At 35.5% G+C, this 17,652-nt stretch carries 15 protein-coding genes and 1 tRNA gene; 14 read left to right on the top strand and 2 right to left on the bottom strand.

Annotation, left to right across the window (positions count from 1 at the left end):
* Nucleotides 1–45 precede the first annotated feature (45 nt).
* From AC6CH4_RS04615 to AC6CH4_RS04570, 10 genes are all read left to right on the top strand, one after another.
* Nucleotides 46–1,011 carry a glycoside hydrolase family 43 protein gene (locus AC6CH4_RS04615; protein WP_498100561.1) on the top strand — a complete coding sequence of 322 codons (966 nt, stop codon included), beginning with the start codon at nt 46–48 and terminating at the stop codon, nt 1,009–1,011.
* A gap of 103 nt (nt 1,012–1,114) precedes the next feature.
* On the top strand, nt 1,115–2,095 hold the full coding sequence (locus tag AC6CH4_RS04610; RefSeq protein WP_498100559.1) for an arabinan endo-1,5-alpha-L-arabinosidase: 981 nt from the start codon (nt 1,115–1,117) through the stop codon (nt 2,093–2,095).
* A 10-nt stretch (nt 2,096–2,105) separates the two neighbouring features.
* Complete coding sequence (locus tag AC6CH4_RS04605) at nt 2,106–4,088, top strand: glycoside hydrolase family 127 protein (protein ID WP_498100557.1); 1,983 nt, start codon at nt 2,106–2,108, stop codon at nt 4,086–4,088.
* Between the two features lie 184 nt (nt 4,089–4,272).
* Nucleotides 4,273–6,258 (top strand): alpha-L-arabinofuranosidase family protein, encoded by a 1,986-nt coding sequence (locus AC6CH4_RS04600; protein ID WP_498100555.1) that lies wholly within the window; start codon nt 4,273–4,275, stop codon nt 6,256–6,258.
* A 168-nt stretch (nt 6,259–6,426) separates the two neighbouring features.
* On the top strand, nt 6,427–8,118 hold the full coding sequence (locus tag AC6CH4_RS04595; protein ID WP_498100553.1) for a ribulokinase: 1,692 nt from the start codon (nt 6,427–6,429) through the stop codon (nt 8,116–8,118).
* A complete protein-coding gene (locus AC6CH4_RS04590) occupies nt 8,102–8,803 on the top strand; it encodes an L-ribulose-5-phosphate 4-epimerase (protein ID WP_026982501.1) in 702 nt (233 codons plus the stop codon). Before AC6CH4_RS04595 ends, AC6CH4_RS04590 begins: the two co-directional genes overlap by 17 nt.
* 94 nt (nt 8,804–8,897) lie before the next feature.
* Nucleotides 8,898–10,406 (top strand): L-arabinose isomerase, encoded by a 1,509-nt coding sequence (araA, locus tag AC6CH4_RS04585; protein WP_498100551.1) that lies wholly within the window; start codon nt 8,898–8,900, stop codon nt 10,404–10,406.
* 105 nt (nt 10,407–10,511) lie between these two features.
* The gene (locus AC6CH4_RS04580; RefSeq protein ID WP_498100549.1) at nt 10,512–11,696 is read left to right on the top strand and encodes an aldose epimerase family protein; all 1,185 of its coding nucleotides are present in this window, start codon (nt 10,512–10,514) and stop codon (nt 11,694–11,696) included.
* Between the two features lie 205 nt (nt 11,697–11,901).
* Complete coding sequence (locus AC6CH4_RS04575; RefSeq protein ID WP_498100547.1) at nt 11,902–12,363, top strand: OsmC family protein; 462 nt, start codon at nt 11,902–11,904, stop codon at nt 12,361–12,363.
* A gap of 112 nt (nt 12,364–12,475) precedes the next feature.
* Nucleotides 12,476–12,616, top strand: coding sequence for a hypothetical protein (locus AC6CH4_RS04570; RefSeq protein WP_498100545.1), 141 nt, complete (start codon nt 12,476–12,478; stop codon nt 12,614–12,616).
* A gap of 142 nt (nt 12,617–12,758) precedes the next feature.
* Here AC6CH4_RS04570 and AC6CH4_RS04565 read toward each other — a convergent pair whose 3' ends face one another.
* A complete protein-coding gene (locus AC6CH4_RS04565) occupies nt 12,759–13,118 on the bottom strand; it encodes a DUF1801 domain-containing protein (protein ID WP_498100543.1) in 360 nt (119 codons plus the stop codon).
* A gap of 175 nt (nt 13,119–13,293) precedes the next feature.
* Nucleotides 13,294–13,373 (bottom strand) — tRNA-Leu (locus AC6CH4_RS04560).
* 300 nt (nt 13,374–13,673) lie between these two features.
* Between AC6CH4_RS04560 and AC6CH4_RS04555 the strand changes: the two genes are divergently transcribed.
* The 4 genes from AC6CH4_RS04555 (at nt 13,674) to AC6CH4_RS04540 (ending at nt 17,006) form a co-directional block, all read left to right on the top strand.
* A complete protein-coding gene (locus tag AC6CH4_RS04555) occupies nt 13,674–14,615 on the top strand; it encodes a ribose-phosphate pyrophosphokinase (protein ID WP_056189498.1) in 942 nt (313 codons plus the stop codon).
* A gap of 119 nt (nt 14,616–14,734) precedes the next feature.
* A complete protein-coding gene (locus AC6CH4_RS04550) occupies nt 14,735–15,346 on the top strand; it encodes a 50S ribosomal protein L25/general stress protein Ctc (protein WP_498100541.1) in 612 nt (203 codons plus the stop codon).
* A 235-nt stretch (nt 15,347–15,581) separates the two neighbouring features.
* Nucleotides 15,582–16,256, top strand: coding sequence for an aminoacyl-tRNA hydrolase (gene pth / locus AC6CH4_RS04545; RefSeq protein WP_498100539.1), 675 nt, complete (start codon nt 15,582–15,584; stop codon nt 16,254–16,256).
* Nucleotides 16,257–16,394: 138 nt separating this feature from the next.
* The gene (locus AC6CH4_RS04540; protein ID WP_026982508.1) at nt 16,395–17,006 is read left to right on the top strand and encodes a superoxide dismutase; all 612 of its coding nucleotides are present in this window, start codon (nt 16,395–16,397) and stop codon (nt 17,004–17,006) included.
* Nucleotides 17,007–17,652: the final 646 nt, after the last annotated feature.

Genomic DNA, 17,652 nt, shown 5'->3' with positions numbered 1-17,652 from the left:
TTAAAAATTGTAAGTAATATCAAGGAAATGCCAAATTAAATCATAATGAAAAACCTAATTACAAGCCTGTCACTTTTAGTTTTGATTGCGCCCTGCACAACAGCCGTTTCACAATCTGTTGATCTTGCAAAATTCAATAATCCGATTATAAAAGATCAATATACAGGAGATCCGGCGGCATTGGTTTATAAAGACAAAGTGTATTTATACGCAGGTCATGACGAAGCACCAAAAGATTTTCATTTTTATAAGATGAACGAATGGGTAGTGTATTCTTCTTCAGATATGAAAAAATGGGAATCGCATCCGGTGCCTTTAAAAGTAACCGATTTTGCATGGGCGAAAGGCGATGCATGGGCTTCACAGGTTATCGAAAAAAATGGAAAATTTTACTGGTATGTAACCGTTTCTCACGGAACTATCCCTGGAAAATCAATCGGAATTGCAGTTTCTGATAATCCAACCGGACCTTTTAAAGATGCATTGGGAAAAGCTTTAATCACAAACGATATGACCAAATTTACCGATATAAGCTGGGACGATATCGACCCGACAGTTTATATCGATACAGATCGGCAAGCCTATTTGTTTTGGGGAAACACAGCTTGCCATTATGCAAAACTAAAAGATAATATGATCGAATTAGACGGACCGATTCAGCATATAAAAGAGTTGCAGCATTTTACAGAAGCGCCTTGGATTCACAAACATAAAAACTGGTATTACTTATCATATGCTTATGAATTTCCTGAAAAAATTGCCTACGCCATGAGCAAGTCAATTACAGGACCCTGGGAATTCAAAGGAATATTAAATGAAATTGCGGGAAACAGCAACACCAATCATCAGTCAATAATTGATTTTAAAGAGCAATCGTATTTTATCTATCACAACGGCGCAACGATTCCAGATGGAGGAAGTTTTAGAAGATCAGTCTGTGTCGATAAATTATATTATAACAAAGACGGAACGATGAAAAGAGTTGTGATGACATCTGAAGGAATTCAGTAATTAGTTTTCAGTCGCAGTCACAGTTTACAGGTTTAGCTTATATAATCTAAAAAGTTTTCAGAATAAAAAACAGACCAAACTTAAATTTTCTTATATCACTTATATGGTTTACAAAAACATAAAATATGCACTTTCTGTTTTAATGATGCTGATAGTTTCAGTTTCGTTTGCGCAGGATATTGTCGTACACGATCCAGTGGTTATTAAACAAAAAGATACTTATTATTTGTTTTGCACGGGAAAAGGAATCAGTGTTTTTAGTTCCAAAGATTTAAAAAATTGGAATAAAGAAGCTCCCGTTTTTGCAGAAAAACCAGTTTGGGCCGATGGGGTTGCAGCCGATTTTAAAAACCACATTTGGGCGCCGGATATCTCGTTTCATAACAATACTTATTACCTGTATTATTCCGTTTCGGCTTTCGCCAAAAACACATCGGCAATTGGCGTAGCGACAAATACCACTTTAGATCCAAAAGATAAAAATTATAAATGGGTTGATCAGGGAATCGTTATTCAATCACAACCAAACCGCGATATGTGGAATGCCATTGATCCGAATTTAATTTTGGATGAAAATAATACACCATGGTTATCATTTGGTTCTTTTTGGGAAGGATTGAAAATGGTAAAATTAAATCCCGATTTAAAATCGATTGCACAGCCACAGGAATGGCACACGATTTCTAAACGCAAAAGAACGTTTGAATTAGCCGATTCTGATCCGGGCGACGGTGCATTGGAAGCTCCATTTATCTTCAAGAAAAATGGATATTATTATCAATTTCTTTCCTGGGATTTATGCTGTCGCGGAGAAAAAAGCACTTATAAAGTTGTGGTTGGAAGAGCTAAAAACGTAACCGGACCTTATTTGGATAAAGATGGAAAATCATTAAATGAAGGTGGTGGAAGTTTAGTAATTCAGGGCGATGAAAATTACTTTGGCGCAGGCCATAATAGCGCTTATACGTTTGATGGCAAAGATTACATTTTTTATCACGCTTACGAAAAGAAAACCAACGGAACACCTAGATTAGTAGTAAGAGAAATGCTTTGGGATGCCGATTTATGGCCGATTTTAAAATAGAATAAATAAAATGAAAAAATATAATTTTCCGATAATAACGATTTTCATGTCATTGCTGATTTTGATTTCCTGTAAAGAAATCAAAAACGATGCGGTACAACCCAGTGATAAAACTTCAGTTTTAAAAGCAGGTTATCAAATTGAACCGGTCAACATTCAAAATGTAAAACTATCCGATTCTTTTTGGCTGCCAATCATCAAAAGAGTGCAGGAAATTACAATTGCTTATGCGATTCAGAAATGCAGTGAAGAAGGTCGTTTTGAAAACTTTTTAATCGCAGGAAAACAAAAAACAGGAGAAGTTAGAGGGCAAATGCCTTTTGATGATACCGATGTTTACAAAATTATCGAAGGTGCTTCGAATACTTTAATCAGTGCCCCAAATCCAAAATTAGACCGTGTTTTAGATTCACTGATTGCCATTGTAAAAATTGGTCAGGAAAAAGATGGTTATCTAACGACGTGGAGAACTATAAATCCGGCAAAACCACCCTGTACCTGGGTTCCGGTTATTGAAGGAAAACGTTGGGAATCATTACAGATCAGTCACGAATGCTACAATGCAGGACATTTGATTGAAGCGGCTGTAGTGCATTATGAAGCAACCGGAAAAAGGAATTTCCTTGATATTGCTATTAAAAATGCAGACTTGTTAGTGAAAACTTTTGGCGATGGTCCGGGTCAGGTAAAAGGTGTTCCGGGACATCAAATTGTAGAAACGGGTTTGATCAAATTGTATCAAATTACCGGAAAAGAAGAGTATCTGAAATTGGCGAAATATTATTTAGACAATCGCGGTAATCCAAACAATCATAAATTATATGGCGAATATGCACAGGATCATATTCCGGTTGTGCAGCAAAATGAGGTTGTGGGTCACGCCGTAAGAGCAGTTTATATGTACGCAGGAATGACAGATATTGCTGCGATGACAAAAGACAAAGGTTACACTGATGCCATAAATAATTTATGGAATAATATGGTAAACAAAAAAATGTACATCACAGGTGGAATTGGTTCAAGACACGACGGAGAAGCTTTTGGAGCCAATTACGAACTGCCAAATCTTACAGCTTATAACGAAACCTGCGCTGCCATTGGGGATGTTTATTGGAATCACAGACTGCATAATTTATCTGGAAATTCGAAATATTTTGATGTAATCGAAAGAACAATGTACAACGGATTAATCTCCGGAATTTCATTAGACGGAAAAGAGTTTTTCTATCCAAATGCTTTAGAAGCCGATGGAGTTTTTAAATCAAACAGAGGTTCCTGCACGCGTCAGGCCTGGTTTGACTGTTCTTGCTGTCCAACGAATTTAATTCGCTTTATACCTTCAATTCCGGGATTGATTTACTCCAAATCTAATGATGTTTTGTATGTGAATTTGTATGCTTCAAACAATGCTTCTTTCAAAGTTGGAAAAACAGATTTACAGATTTCTCAACAAACCGGATATCCCTGGAACGGAAAAGTAGCGATCTCGGTTAATCCAAAAAAAGAAAGCCAATTCACGATTAAATTGAGAGTTCCGGGATGGGCGAGAAATGAAGTTTTACCAGGAGATTTATACACGTATAAAAAAGCTTCATCCCAAAAACCAACTATTAATGTGAATGGTGAAATAGTAGCGATTCAACCACAAGATGGTTATTTTATCGTAACCAGAAATTGGAAAAAAGGAGATAAAATCAACCTTAATTTCCCAATGGAAGTTCAGGAAGTAGAAACCAATTCAAAAGTAGAAACGAACAAAAATAAAGTCTCTTTAGAATATGGGCCAATTGTTTATGCAGTTGAAGAAATTGACAACAAAACCAATTTCGATAAAATAAATGTAGCAGCGGGAGATACTTTCAAAGTAAAAAAAGAAGCGAGTTTATTGCAAGGTGTAAATGTAATTGAGAATTCAAAATTCAAAGCAATTCCTTATTACAGCTGGTCAAACAGAGGAGTGGGAAAAATGAAAGTTTGGTTGGATTATGAGTAGAGAATAGAACATAGAATATAGAGAATAGAATATAGAGGCAAGAAGAAAGAATCAAGATTTAGCTACAGATTATAAAGATTAGAGAATTAAATCTGCTCAATCTGCGGAATCTGCGAGAAAATAAAATAAAAATCCGTTTTAACCCGCGTCATCCGCGTGCCATAAAACACATTAATTATAAAAAATGAAGTCCAATTTAATTACCAAAATTACCCTTTGCGGTTTATTGCTTAACGGCTTTTATGCTTCGGCACAAAAAAATAATCTTCAGGTTGATGCTGCCAAAACAGTAACCAAAATTCAACCGACGATGTACGGAGTATTTTTTGAAGATATCAATTTTGCTGCTGATGGAGGTTTGTATGCTGAAATGATCAAAAACAGATCGTTCGAATTTCTGTTTCCAATGATGGGCTGGCAAGAACCAAACAGCGACAGACATAAGCTTAACGAACAATCCGGAATTGCAAATGTGGTTCAATATTCGCAACAAGGAACCAATCATAATTATTGCAGGGTTACCATTAACAATGCAGGAGGTTATGAATTAATTAATGAAGGTTTTAGAGGAATGGGAATTAAAAAAGACCTCAAATACAATCTGTCTTTAAAAGCTTCAAAATTATCAGGAAATATTTCTAAGATCAGGTTTCAGTTTATAGATAAAGAAAATAAAGTTTTAGGCGAAACTTCGATTGTTCCAACTTCAAAAGACTGGGCGAATTATACCACACAATTAACGTCTAATGCTACAGAAGCAAAAGCAAAATTAAAAATCACTTTTGAAGGAAGTGGTGTTATTGATTTGGATAATATTTCATTGTTTCCGGAAGACACCTGGAAAGGAAGAAAAAATGGCATGCGTAGTGATTTAGTACAATTATTATACGATTTGAAACCAGGATTTCTACGTTTTCCAGGAGGATGTATTGTTGAGGGTAGAACTTTAGCAGAACGTTACCAATGGAAAAAATCAGTTGGAAAAGTTGAAGATAGAGAAACCGCGGTAAATCGTTGGAATATGGAATTTGCACATCGTCCGGCTCCGGATTATTTTCAAAGTTTTGGTTTGGGATTCTTCGAATATTTTCAGCTTTCAGAAGATATTGGAGCATCGCCGCTGCCAATTCTAAGCTGTGGAATGGCGTGTCAATTCAACACCGGGCAATTGGTTCCGATGGATCAAATCGATCCTTATGTGCAGGATGCTTTAGATTTAATTGAATTTGCAAATGGTGACCAAACGACAGCCTGGGGAAAAGTGAGAGCTGATATGGGACATCCAAAACCATTCAATTTAAAATTTATTGGAGTTGGAAATGAGCAATGGGGACCAGATTATATCGAACGTTACAAAGTGTTTCAAAAAGCCATCAAAACAAAATATCCAAACATTACAATTGTGTCCGGAACAGGACCATTTCCTGACGGAGATTTCTTTGATTATGGCATGAAAGAACTTAAAAAGCTGAACGCAGAAATTGTAGATGAGCATTATTATAAAGATCCGGCCTGGTTCCGTAAAAATGTAACACGTTACGACAATTATGACCGCAAAGGACCAAAGATTTTTGCGGGAGAATATGCAGCACAAAGTGTAGCAATCGCAAGTCCGGATAATAAAAACAACTGGGAATGTGCTTTCTCTGAAGCGGCTTTCATGACCGGAATGGAACGCAATGCTGAGGTTGTTCAACTGACATCTTATGCACCATTATTGGCACACGTAGAAGGCTGGCAATGGACACCGGACATGATTTGGTTTAACAACTTACAATCGTACGGAACGCCAAATTATTATGTTCAGAAATTATTTTCAAACAATAAAGGAACTGATTTAATCGCGATTACAAAAGACGGAAAAGCAGTTACAGGGCAAAACGACTTGTTTGCATCGGCAGTAAAAGATGTGAATTCGAAAGAAGTAATTCTGAAAATTGTAAATGCTGCCGCAATAGCTCAAAATGTTTCAATTGATGTAAAAGGAGCAAAATTAGATACAAAAGGAACTGCAATAATTTTAAAAGGAGACGGAATAAATGATGAGAATTCTTTTGAAACCCCAACTAAAATTAGTCCAAAAGAAAGTGAATTTAAGTTGAATGGAAGTAAAATTCAGTATGACTTTCCGGCATACTCGGTTACGGTTTTGAAGATAAAGATGAAATAATCGCAACAGAATAAATGTAAAACTAACGTTTATTTCTTGTTTTTGTCTTAAATGCTTGTTTTGATGCATTATCTGTAAAAATTCACAAGCTTATTATTGTTAAGTGTTTTTTATACACTTATAAATTATTTATAATTATATTTGTCGTCATTAATAAATGTATTTCGAATGAAAAATTACGTTATAGGATTGGACTACGGAACAGATTCTGTTCGAGCGGTGCTGATAGATACTGAAAATGGGCAGGAGTTAGCATCAAATGTTTCTCATTACAAAAGATGGAAAAACAAACAATATTGTGACGCATCAATAAATCAGTTTCGTCAACACCCTTTAGACCATATTGAAGGTCTGGAAATTACGATTCAAACTGTTATAAAAGAAAGCAAAGTAGATCCTTCGCAAGTGCGCGGTATCTGTATAGATACAACTGGATCTTCTCCGGTGCCGGTTACGAAAGAAGGAATTCCACTGGCTTTGACAAAAGGTTTTGAAGAGAATCCAAATGCGATGATGGTGTTGTGGAAAGATCATACTTCGATCAATGAAGCAAATGAAATCAATGAATTGGCAGTAAGCTGGGGTGGTGAAAATGTAACAAAATATGTGGGTGGAATTTATTCATCAGAATGGTTTTGGGCAAAAATTTTACACATCGCAAGAGAAGATGAAGCAGTTCGAAATGCAGCGCACACCTGGATGGAGCACTGTGATTTAATGACATATTTGTTAATTGACAATAAAGATTTAAAATCATTTAAAAGAAGCCGTTGCGCAGCAGGTCATAAAGCGATGTGGCACGAAGACTGGAATGGTTTGCCTCCGATAGAATTTTTGGAAAAACTACATCCGTATTTGGCAACACTTCGCGGTAATTTATATGATCAAACGTATACCTCTGATTTAGTTGCCGGAAATTTAAGCAAAGAATGGGCAGATCGTTTAGGACTTTCTACAGAAACTGTTATTGCTGTTGGAACTTTCGACGCACACTCTGGAGCAGTTGGAGCCAAAATTGGCGAAAACACTTTAGTTCGCGTTATGGGAACTTCAACCTGTGATATTTTGGTGGGTTCTTATGATGAAGTAGGAACAAAAACCGTTCGCGGAATCTGCGGGCAAGTGGATGGATCTGTGATTCCGGGCTTTATTGGTCTTGAAGCAGGACAATCTGCTTTTGGCGATTTATTGGCCTGGTACAAAGAATTATTAATGTGGCCGACAGATCATTTGATAGCAAATTCTTTCGTTATAAATGAGGCTCAAAAAGAACAATTAAGAGAAGAAATAAGTGATAAATTAATTGTGGAACTAACTAAAGAAGCGGAAAAAATTCCGGTTTCAGAAAGTCTTCCAATTGCTTTGGACTGGATTAACGGAAGAAGAACTCCGGATGCCAATCAGGAATTAAAAAGCGCGATTTCAAATTTATCTTTAGGAACAAAAGCACCACATATTTTCAAGGCTTTGGTAAATGCTATTTGCTTTGGAGCGAAGAAAATCGTGGATCGTTTTGAAGAAGAAGGAGTAAAAATTGATAGCGTTATCGGAATCGGTGGAGTTGCGAGAAAATCACCTTTCATCATGCAGACTTTGGCTAACGTTTTAAACAAGCCAATCAAAATTGCAGCTTCAGATCAGACTCCTGCTTTAGGAGCAGCGATTTATGCAGCAGTTGCAGCCGGAATTTATCCAAACGTAATCGAAGCAAGCCAAAAAATAGGAAGCGATTTTGACGGAGAATATTTCCCTCAATTAGACAAGGTAGCAGCGTATAACAAATTGTTAATCGCTTACGATCAATTAAGTGCTTTTGAAGATCCAACTATTAAAACATCAAAACATGAGTTCTCTTTATAAAGATTTAAAACAAGAATGCTACGAGGCTAATATGCAGTTAAATGCATTGAATTTGGTAGTGTATACTTTTGGAAATGTTAGCGCGGTAGACAGAAAAAATGGTGTTTTTGCCATCAAGCCAAGCGGCGTTCCTTATGAGGATTTAAAACCGGAAGACATTGTAATTGTAGATTTTGATAACAATGTTATTGAAGGAACAATGCGTCCGTCATCTGACACAAAAACACATGCTTATTTATATAAAAACTGGCCAAATATTGGTGGTGTTGCGCATACGCACGCAACGTATTCGGTAGCCTGGGCACAGTCGCAGCAAGATATTCCGATTTTCGGAACAACACATGCAGACCATTTAACAGCTGATATTCCGTGTGCACCGCCAATGGCAGATTCGCTTATAGAAGGCAACTATGAACACAATACCGGAATCCAGATTTTGGATTGCTTCAAAGAAAAAAATCTTTCTTACGAAGAAGTCGAAATGATTTTGATCGGAAATCACGGTCCGTTTGCATGGGGAAAAAATGCCGCAAAAGCAGTATACAACAGCAAGGTTTTAGAAGTCGTAGCCGAAATGGCCTACCTGACTTTACAAATAAATCCGAACGCACCAAGATTAAAAGATTCCCTAATAAAGAAACATTACAATCGTAAACACGGAAAAGATTCGTATTACGGACAATAATTTTAGATAAAAGAACAAAGAATAAAGAGCAAAGATTTTCGGTGTTTCTAAAACTTGAAACCTGAAACTTGAAACTAAAAATAACAAAAAGAACATGATTGATATCTCTCAAAAAGAAGTATGGTTTGTAGTAGGAAGCCAGGAATTATACGGTGAAGAAACTTTAAGAAAAGTAGCAGAACATTCTCAAATAATAGCAAAAGGATTAGATGGGGCATCTAATATTCCAGTAAAAGTGGTTTATAAAGATGTGGTAAAATCACCTTCTCAAATCCTGGATGTATGTTTAGCGGCAAATTCTGCTAAAAACTGTATCGGAATTATTGCCTGGATGCATACTTTTTCACCAGCAAAAATGTGGATTGGCGGTTTAAGTATTTTGAAAAAACCATTATGTCATTTACATACACAATACAATGCTGAAATTCCGTGGGGAACTATCGATATGGATTTTATGAATTTAAATCAATCGGCACACGGAGATCGTGAATTTGGTTTCATCATGTCAAGAATGCGTAAAAAACGTAAAGTGGTTGTTGGACATTGGGAAGACGAAAGAGTTCAGAAAAAATTAGGTATCTGGACAAGAGTAGCTTTAGGATGGGATGAACTTCAAAACTTAAAAGTGGCTCGTATTGGAGACAATATGCGTGAAGTTGCCGTAACAGAAGGAGATAAAGTAGAAGCTCAAATTCGTTTCGGAATGTCAGTTAACGGTTTTGATTCTTCGGATGTTACTAAATATATTGAGAAAGTTACAGACAAGGAATTAAATGATTTATTAGCAGTTTATGAACAATCCTATACTTTGACTGATGCTTTAAAAGAAGGCGGAGCGCAAAGAAGTTCATTAGCGGAAGCGGCAAAAATAGAATTAGGTTTAAGAGCTTTCCTTGAAGAAGGAGGTTTTGGAGCTTTTACAGATACGTTTGAAAATTTAGGTGTTTGGAAACAATTGCCTGGAATCGCAACACAAAGATTAATGGCCGATGGTTATGGTTTTGGTGGAGAAGGTGACTGGAAAACAGCGGCTATGGTTCGTGCATTAAAAGTTATGAATGTGGGTCTTGAAGGAGGAACTTCTTTCATGGAAGATTACACGTATCACTTTACACCTCAAAAATCATATGTTTTAGGATCTCATATGTTAGAAATTTGTCCATCAATTGCTGACGGAAAACCTTCTTGTGAAGTACATCCATTAGGAATTGGAGGAAAAGAAGATCCTGCTCGTTTGGTGTTTAATTCACCAGCCGGAGATGCAATTAATGTTTCTTTGGTTGATATGGGAACCCGTTTCCGTTTGATCGTGAACGAAGTTACAGCGATTAAACCAATGGCTGAATTACCAAAATTACCAGTTGCAAGAGTTTTATGGGATTGTAAACCAAACCTTGAGATCGCAGCAACTGCCTGGATTTTAGCAGGAGGTGCGCACCATACAGTTTACAGCCAGTCGCTAACAACAGAATACATGGAAGATTTCGCAGATATCGCCGGAATTGAATTGTTGGTGATTGACGAAAAAACTACAGTAAGAGAGTTTAAGGATAAGATCAATGCGAATGAAGCTTATTTTCATTTGTTTCAACATGGATTGTAATCTAAGAAGCTGAGGTTCTAAGTTGCTAAGATTCTAAGTTTTTGTTACTTTTAAGCTTTCACATCTTAATATTTAACATTTCACAACAATTAAAAAATAATATTTATGAATGTATTAAAACGTTGTATTTTTGGAATAAGCCTAATGAGTTTGGCCGCAATTTCAGTTCAATGCAAAAGCGATAAAAAAATGGATGCTACAACAGTTTCGTCAGACGAAAAAGCTACAGTTACAATTGAGAAATCTTCTTATGGAACAACCGCAAAAGGGGAAAAAGTCGACAGTTATAAATTGAAAAACCAAAATGGGATGGAAGTTGATATCATCACTTTTGGAGGAAGAATTACAGATTTAAAAGTACCTAATAAAGATGGTGTTTCTGAAAATGTGGTTATCGGATTTAATTCTTTGGCACAATACGAAAAAGAGAATCCATTTTTTGGAGCTTTGATCGGAAGATATGGAAACCGTATTGCTAAAGGTAAATTTACTTTAGATGAAAAAGAATACCAATTAGCAATAAACAATACCCCAAATGCTTTGCACGGTGGGCCGCAAGGATATTTTAATGTTGTTTGGAAAGCTGATGAAGCAAAATCAGGAGACACAGCTTCTTTAAAATTATCTTATTTAAGTAAAGATATGGAAGAAGGTTATCCTGGAAATTTAAAGGTTTTTGTGACTTATACGTTGACAAATGATAATCAATTAGAAGTTTTATACGAAGCTACTACAGATAAGAAAACAGTAGTGAATTTAACGCAGCATTCTTATTTCAATTTATCAGGAGATTTTACTAAAACAATCTTAGATCACGAATTGACTTTAAATGCAGATAAAATTGTTCCGGTTGATGCGACTTTAATTCCGACAGGAAAATTAGAAGATGTTGCCAATACGCCTTTCGATTTCAGAATACCAAAATTAATTGGAAAAGATATCGAAGTTAAAAACGAACAATTAGAAAGAGGAAAAGGTTATGATCATTGCTGGGTTCTGAATAATCCTGAAAAAGGAAAAACAGTTATCGCAAAAGTATACCACGCAGCCAGCGGTAGAGTTTTGGAAATGACAACAGACGAACCTGGAATTCAGTTTTATTCCGGAAATTTCCTTGACGGAACTTTACCAATGCCAAATGGCGGTACGTTCGCACACAGAACAGGTTTATGTTTAGAAACAGAACATTATCCTGATTCTCCAAATCAGAAAAACTTCCCGACAACGGTTCTAAACCCGGGAGAAAATTATAAAACTAAAACTACTTTTAAATTCTCTGTAAAAAAATAGTTTTGGAATTATGTTAATTAGTTAGTAATTCTCTAAGAAACCTCGAAAGTGATCCTTTCGAGGTTTTTTTATGGATTAAAAGTTGGCCACGAATGGCACGAATTATTGTTTTTGTGTCAAAACTTAGCGACTCTGCCACTTTGCGAGATTAATTCACTTGCTACATTATAAAATCTTAACTTCGTAATAGAAAAATGAAAGCAAAATGAAACATCTATTCAAAGCAGAAGCAAAATGGACTTCAAATCAAATTCAAGAAGATTCAACGAAGATATTTTACAGCAAAAGCCATCAAATTAATATTGAAGGTAAACCTGTTTTAAATGTTTCGGCAGCCAAAGCGTTCAAAGGCGATCCTGCATTATACAATCCGGAAGATTTATTGTTGAGTAGTTTGGTTTCCTGCCATATGATGTCCTATTTATATGTATGCGCTCAAAACGAAATAGAAGTTTTAGAATATTCAGATAATGCAGAAGCAACGCTCGAAGTTGCTGCAGATGGAAGCGGGCGTTTTGTTGAGGTACTATTAAAGCCTAAAGTAAAAATTTCTAATTCGGATAAAATTGAATTAGCAGTAGAACTTCATAAAAAAGCCAATCAACTTTGTTTTATTGCTAATTCCTGTAATTTTCCTGTTTTGCATGAAGTTAGCTGTGAAATTTAGTTGATTATGGTTTTCCGTAGTATGGTGATAGTTTTATTGATGTTATTTGTTTGTAATACATAGACTTATCGTAAGTCTTGTAGAAAACAATTTTTAGTTTAAAACGGTTATTATGGAAAAAATTCAAGCAATTAAGCCAGGTCCAAAACCTAACAAACCAAACGGAAAACCAGATGAAAGAAGACGGGTTACGCCACCAAATCAGCCAAAGCATCCTGATTTGAAACCTCATATCCATAAACCAAAGGATTAAAGGATTAATTCTTAAACAAAAAAGAGACAGTTCAAAAACCTGTCTCTTTTTATAAGTCGTGTGTTTTTAAGAAAATAAAACCCCTATAAAACCACAAAAACCTCTTCAGTAATGAAGAGGTTTTTTTTGTGTTCCGGACTGTTTATTTATCCATTAGCTCAATCCAGACATTAACCACTTTTTCAATCAGTTCTTTGTTTGCTGTTACCTGATCCATGGAATAAAATTTTGCATAGACTTTTCCCTTGGTGGCGTTTTCAAGAAAGTCAGATTTGATATTAAGAAGTTCTCCCTTGTGAAAGATAAGAGCAACATAGTTTTTGATTCTTGGGTTGAAGGTGGCAAGATCCTCTTTGTAAAAGAAACTAGGACCTCCCCATTTTACGTCTTGTTCTATTTTAGGATTAGCGTTGATGATAATAGACCTGACTGCTTCGAGTTCTGCTTTCAGGGGATGTTCAAGTGTAGACATAAACTCATCTACTTTCTTTGTATTGTTCATAGTGGTTTGGTATTAGTTATTATAACAAATATAAAATCTTTTTTGCAGGCACTCAGGTGCATAAAAGACAAATTAAGGGTTGATTAAGACTAATTTGAAAAAAGCCCAAAAGAAATCAACCTTAAATAAAACGTATAAAACCAAAAAAACCTCTTCAGTTATGAAGAGGTTTTTGTACCCGGAGCCGGAGTCGAACCGGCACGGTTTCCCACAGGTGTTTGAGACCAGCGCGTCTACCAATTCCGCCATCCGGGCTTAGCAGACGAAAAAACAACTAATAAATCAGTTATTTTAACGCAATAGAATAAGTAATTATGAGGTCATAACCGTGCTTATTCCTTTAACACGGTGCAAATGTAAAAAATTAAATTAAATGTTCTACTAAAAATACTTAAATTTTTCCTTTCAGTGTCCAATAAATTTTCTAAATTTGCACCTCGTTAAAACGACGCACACACAACTAACTACACCCGAGGCATTTATACACGTTTGACTTTACGAAAATAGTAAAGCCGAATTGTACGGAGCGCAGCGGAGCAAAAACAACAAATTATAATGTCGCACCTAGAACCAGAAGCTAAAATTTTTGCTTGTTCACAAAGTGTTTATCTTGCAGAAAAAATTGCCGATCATTACGGAATTCCGTTAGGCAAAGTAACGATGTCAACGTATAGTGATGGAGAATTTCAACCATCTTACGAAGAGTCAATAAGAGGTTTACGCGTTTTTATCGTGTGCTCCACTTTTCCAACTGCTGATAATTTGATGGAATTGTTATTAATGATTGATGCAGCAAAACGTGCATCTGCAAGACATATTACCGCTGTTATGCCTTATTTTGGTTGGGCAAGACAGGACAGAAAAGATAAACCAAGAGTTCCGATTGGAGCCAAATTAGTAGCTAATTTATTAGATGCTGCCGGAGCGACAAGAGTAATGACAATGGATTTGCACGCAGATCAAATTCAGGGGTTTTTCGAAAAACCAGTAGATCATTTATTTGCATCTACAATCTTTTTACCATATGTAGAAAGTTTAAAATTAGAGAATCTAACAATTGCATCTCCGGATATGGGAGGTTCAAAAAGAGCATATGCTTACTCTAAGTTTTTAGAATCAGATGTAGTAATCTGTTACAAACAAAGAAAAGCAGCCAACGTTATCGACACTATGGAGCTAATTGGTGAAGTAAAAGGCCGTAACGTAATATTAGTAGACGACATGATCGATACTGGTGGTACATTAGCGAAAGCTGCCGATTTAATGATCGAAAAAGGAGCATTAAGTGTTAGAGCAATTTGTACACACGCCATTTTATCAGGTGGAGCTTACGAAAAAATTGAAAATTCGAAATTAAGCGAATTAATAGTTACCGATTCGATCCCGTTAAAGAGAGAATCAAAGAAAATTAGAGTAGTGAGTTGTGCACCTCTTTTTGCTGAAGTTATGCACATGGTGCACCACAACAATTCCATTAGTGGAAAATTTATAATGTAAAAAGCAATATGCTTTAGGCTTTAAGCCATAAGCTATTTCACTATTACAAAAAAAGCCTAAGCCTATTGCTTAAAGCTTATAGCAAATAGAATATTATTAATAACTATATTTTTTTTACAATGAAATCGATTACAATTAAAGGATCAGAAAGAGAAAGCGTGGGCAAAGTGTCAACTAAAGCCTTACGTAATGCTGGACAGGTTCCTTGCGTATTATACGGAGGAAATCAGGCAGTACACTTCTCAGCAGACGCTGCAGCGTTCAAAAACTTGGTTTACACTCCAAACGCACACACAGTTGTGATTGAGCTTGGAAAAGGAAAATCATTCAATGCAATTTTACAAGATATCCAGGTTCACCCTGTATCTGACAGAATTTTACACATTGACTTCTTTCAATTATTTGATGACAAAGAAATCACTATGGAAGTTCCTGTAAAAATCGTTGGTACATCTAAAGGTGTTCTTGCAGGTGGTGTTTTACGTTTAAACACTCGTAAATTAAAAGTTAAAGCTTTACCTAAAGATCTTCCTGATTTTGTTGAAGCTGACATTACTCCACTTGAAATGGGTAACAAATTGTACGTTACTAAAGTTGGTGCTCCAGAATACAAAGTGATGCACCCGGAAAACACTGTTGTTGCTCAGGTAAGAATTTCTCGTGCTGCTATGAAAGCTGCTCAGGAAGCTGCAAAAGCTGCAAAAGCTCCTGCAAAAGGAAAGAAAAAATAATTTTTTTCAAATCAATACAAAAAGCATCAATCGAAAGGTTGGTGCTTTTTTTTGCTTTTAAAGGTTCTGAGTTGCTGAGGTTCTGATTCTCGGGTAAATTCTTAGCGCACCTTGCGTAAACCCTTTGCGTTCTTCGCGGTTAATTACAATACAAATCAAATTATCTAATTGCTACATTTCCTAATTATCTAATCAGCCAATTGGCAAATTCCCTAATTAAGTTTATTTTTGCATCATGATAAAATGGATAACAAAACTGTTTTCATCAACACAAAAAGAAGAGAACATAGACAATATGAAACCGGAGGTTCACGAACACCCAAAAAACAATATAAAAAGCGTGAGTAAAAAATATTTAATCGTAGGACTTGGTAATATTGGAGCCGAATATGTAAATACAAGACATAACATCGGCTTTAAAGTCCTTGACTTTTTAGCCAAAAAAGAAAGCCTTTCATTCGAAACAGTAAAACTAGGTGCACTTGCCGAATATAAATTTAAAGGAAGAAGCTTTTTTCTCCTTAAGCCAAACACCTATATGAATTTAAGTGGTAAAGCCGTAAAATACTGGATGGACAAGGAAAACATTCCATTAGAGAATATTCTCGTAATTACGGATGATTTAAACTTGTCTTTCGGAACTATCAGAATCAAGCCAAAAGGAAGCGACGGTGGTCACAACGGACTTAAAAACATCAATCTCGTTTTAAATACGCAGCAATATACCCGTTTCAGATTTGGGATTAGCGATCAGTTTAAAAAAGGACAGCAAGTTGACTATGTTTTAGGTGATTGGGATGAAGAAGAAAAAGCAAAATTAACGGAGCGTTTAGAAGTATCTTCAGAAATTATTAAATCATTCGGAACCGCCGGATTAGAAAATACCATGACCACTTTTAACGGAAAATAAAGATTTACAACTATTTAGAGGTTAAAAAAACAATTTATCAGTTAATTAAATTCAATTATAACAAAATAGTATTTTCTATTCCAAAGTTAAATGTTTAAATTTGGATAAATTATTATAAACCATAAAAATCATAATATCATGGCTTTTGAACTACCACAATTACCTTATGCATATGACGCATTAGAACCACATATTGATGCACGTACAATGGAGATTCACCATTCTAAGCATCATAATGCATATACTACAAATCTTAACGCAGCTATCGCTGGTACAGATTTGGAAGGAAAAACAATCGAAAACATCTTAATTAACTTAGATAAATCAAACGCTGCAGTTCGTAACAATGGTGGAGGTTTCTACAACCACAATTTATTCTGGACTGTAATGACTCCAAACGGTGGCGGATTACCAACAGGTGATTTATTAGCTGCAATTGAGTCTTCTTTTGGAACTTTTGAAGAGTTTAAAGCAAAATTTGCTAAAGCTGGAGCTACACAATTCGGTTCAGGATGGGCTTGGTTAACTGTGCAAAAAGGTGGAAAATTAGAAGTTGTAGGTACTCCAAATCAAGATAATCCATTAATGCCGGAAGTTGCTGGTAACGGTGGAACTCCAATCTTAGGAATGGACGTTTGGGAGCATGCTTACTACTTAAACTACCAAAACAGAAGACCAGATTATATCGAAGCTTTCTTCAATGTAATTAACTGGACAGAAGTGGCAAGAAGATATGCTTTAGACAAATAGTCTTCTTAGAGATATTAGAATAAAGATTATAGAAAAAAGACGGATGGCGTAATAGCTATCCGTCTTTTTTTATTGTTATATGGTTTTAAACTATGTCCAACAATCTTTATTCTTTCTTCTATTCTCTTTCCTCTAAATATAAAATAAAAAAGGCAGAATCTCTTCTGCCTTTTTTGCCCCAAATCTACCATAAACTTAACCTACTAATGTTATGGTTCAGTAAATGTATGGTAGTTATATTTATATAGGAAATTTTTTAGACGAACGGCAAATATATCCGATTAAGTAAGAAGAAGATAGAATAAAGAGAATAGAGAAAAGAGAAAAGAGTAAAGAGTAAAGAGTGAAGACTAAAAAATAGAGGAACAACCCTTTGGCTGTTCCTCTATTTTTTAGTCCACATTTTTATTTTTAGTCTTTACTCTTTACTCTTTGTTCTGTCCTCTAAATACAAAATAAAAAAGGCGGAATCTCTTCCGCCTTTTTTGCCCCAAATCTACCATAAACTTAACCTACTAATGTTATGGTTTAGTAAATGTATGGTAGTTGTATGTATATTAAAAACTTCTTAGACGAATGACAAATATATCCGATTAAGTGTGTTAAATTTTTAAATCGTTATATTTCAGTTTGTTCCAATAAAAAA

This window comes from Flavobacterium sp. GQ95 (assembly GCF_059758655.1).
The sequence above is the reverse complement of the archived record's forward strand: the minus strand, read 5'-3'. Positions and strand labels throughout refer to the sequence as shown.

Coding starts and splice junctions, on each gene's coding strand:
- AC6CH4_RS04615 (WP_498100561.1), top strand. CDS start 46: ATGAAAAACCTAATTACAAGCCTGTCACTTTTAGTTTTGATTGCGCCC.
- AC6CH4_RS04610 (WP_498100559.1), top strand. CDS start 1,115: ATGGTTTACAAAAACATAAAATATGCACTTTCTGTTTTAATGATGCTG.
- AC6CH4_RS04605 (WP_498100557.1), top strand. CDS start 2,106: ATGAAAAAATATAATTTTCCGATAATAACGATTTTCATGTCATTGCTG.
- AC6CH4_RS04600 (WP_498100555.1), top strand. CDS start 4,273: ATGAAGTCCAATTTAATTACCAAAATTACCCTTTGCGGTTTATTGCTT.
- AC6CH4_RS04595 (WP_498100553.1), top strand. CDS start 6,427: ATGAAAAATTACGTTATAGGATTGGACTACGGAACAGATTCTGTTCGA.
- AC6CH4_RS04590 (WP_026982501.1), top strand. CDS start 8,102: ATGAGTTCTCTTTATAAAGATTTAAAACAAGAATGCTACGAGGCTAAT.
- araA (WP_498100551.1), top strand. CDS start 8,898: ATGATTGATATCTCTCAAAAAGAAGTATGGTTTGTAGTAGGAAGCCAG.
- AC6CH4_RS04580 (WP_498100549.1), top strand. CDS start 10,512: ATGAATGTATTAAAACGTTGTATTTTTGGAATAAGCCTAATGAGTTTG.
- AC6CH4_RS04575 (WP_498100547.1), top strand. CDS start 11,902: ATGAAACATCTATTCAAAGCAGAAGCAAAATGGACTTCAAATCAAATT.
- AC6CH4_RS04570 (WP_498100545.1), top strand. CDS start 12,476: ATGGAAAAAATTCAAGCAATTAAGCCAGGTCCAAAACCTAACAAACCA.
- AC6CH4_RS04565 (WP_498100543.1), bottom strand. CDS start 13,118: ATGAACAATACAAAGAAAGTAGATGAGTTTATGTCTACACTTGAACAT.
- AC6CH4_RS04555 (WP_056189498.1), top strand. CDS start 13,674: ATGTCGCACCTAGAACCAGAAGCTAAAATTTTTGCTTGTTCACAAAGT.
- AC6CH4_RS04550 (WP_498100541.1), top strand. CDS start 14,735: ATGAAATCGATTACAATTAAAGGATCAGAAAGAGAAAGCGTGGGCAAA.
- pth (WP_498100539.1), top strand. CDS start 15,582: ATGATAAAATGGATAACAAAACTGTTTTCATCAACACAAAAAGAAGAG.
- AC6CH4_RS04540 (WP_026982508.1), top strand. CDS start 16,395: ATGGCTTTTGAACTACCACAATTACCTTATGCATATGACGCATTAGAA.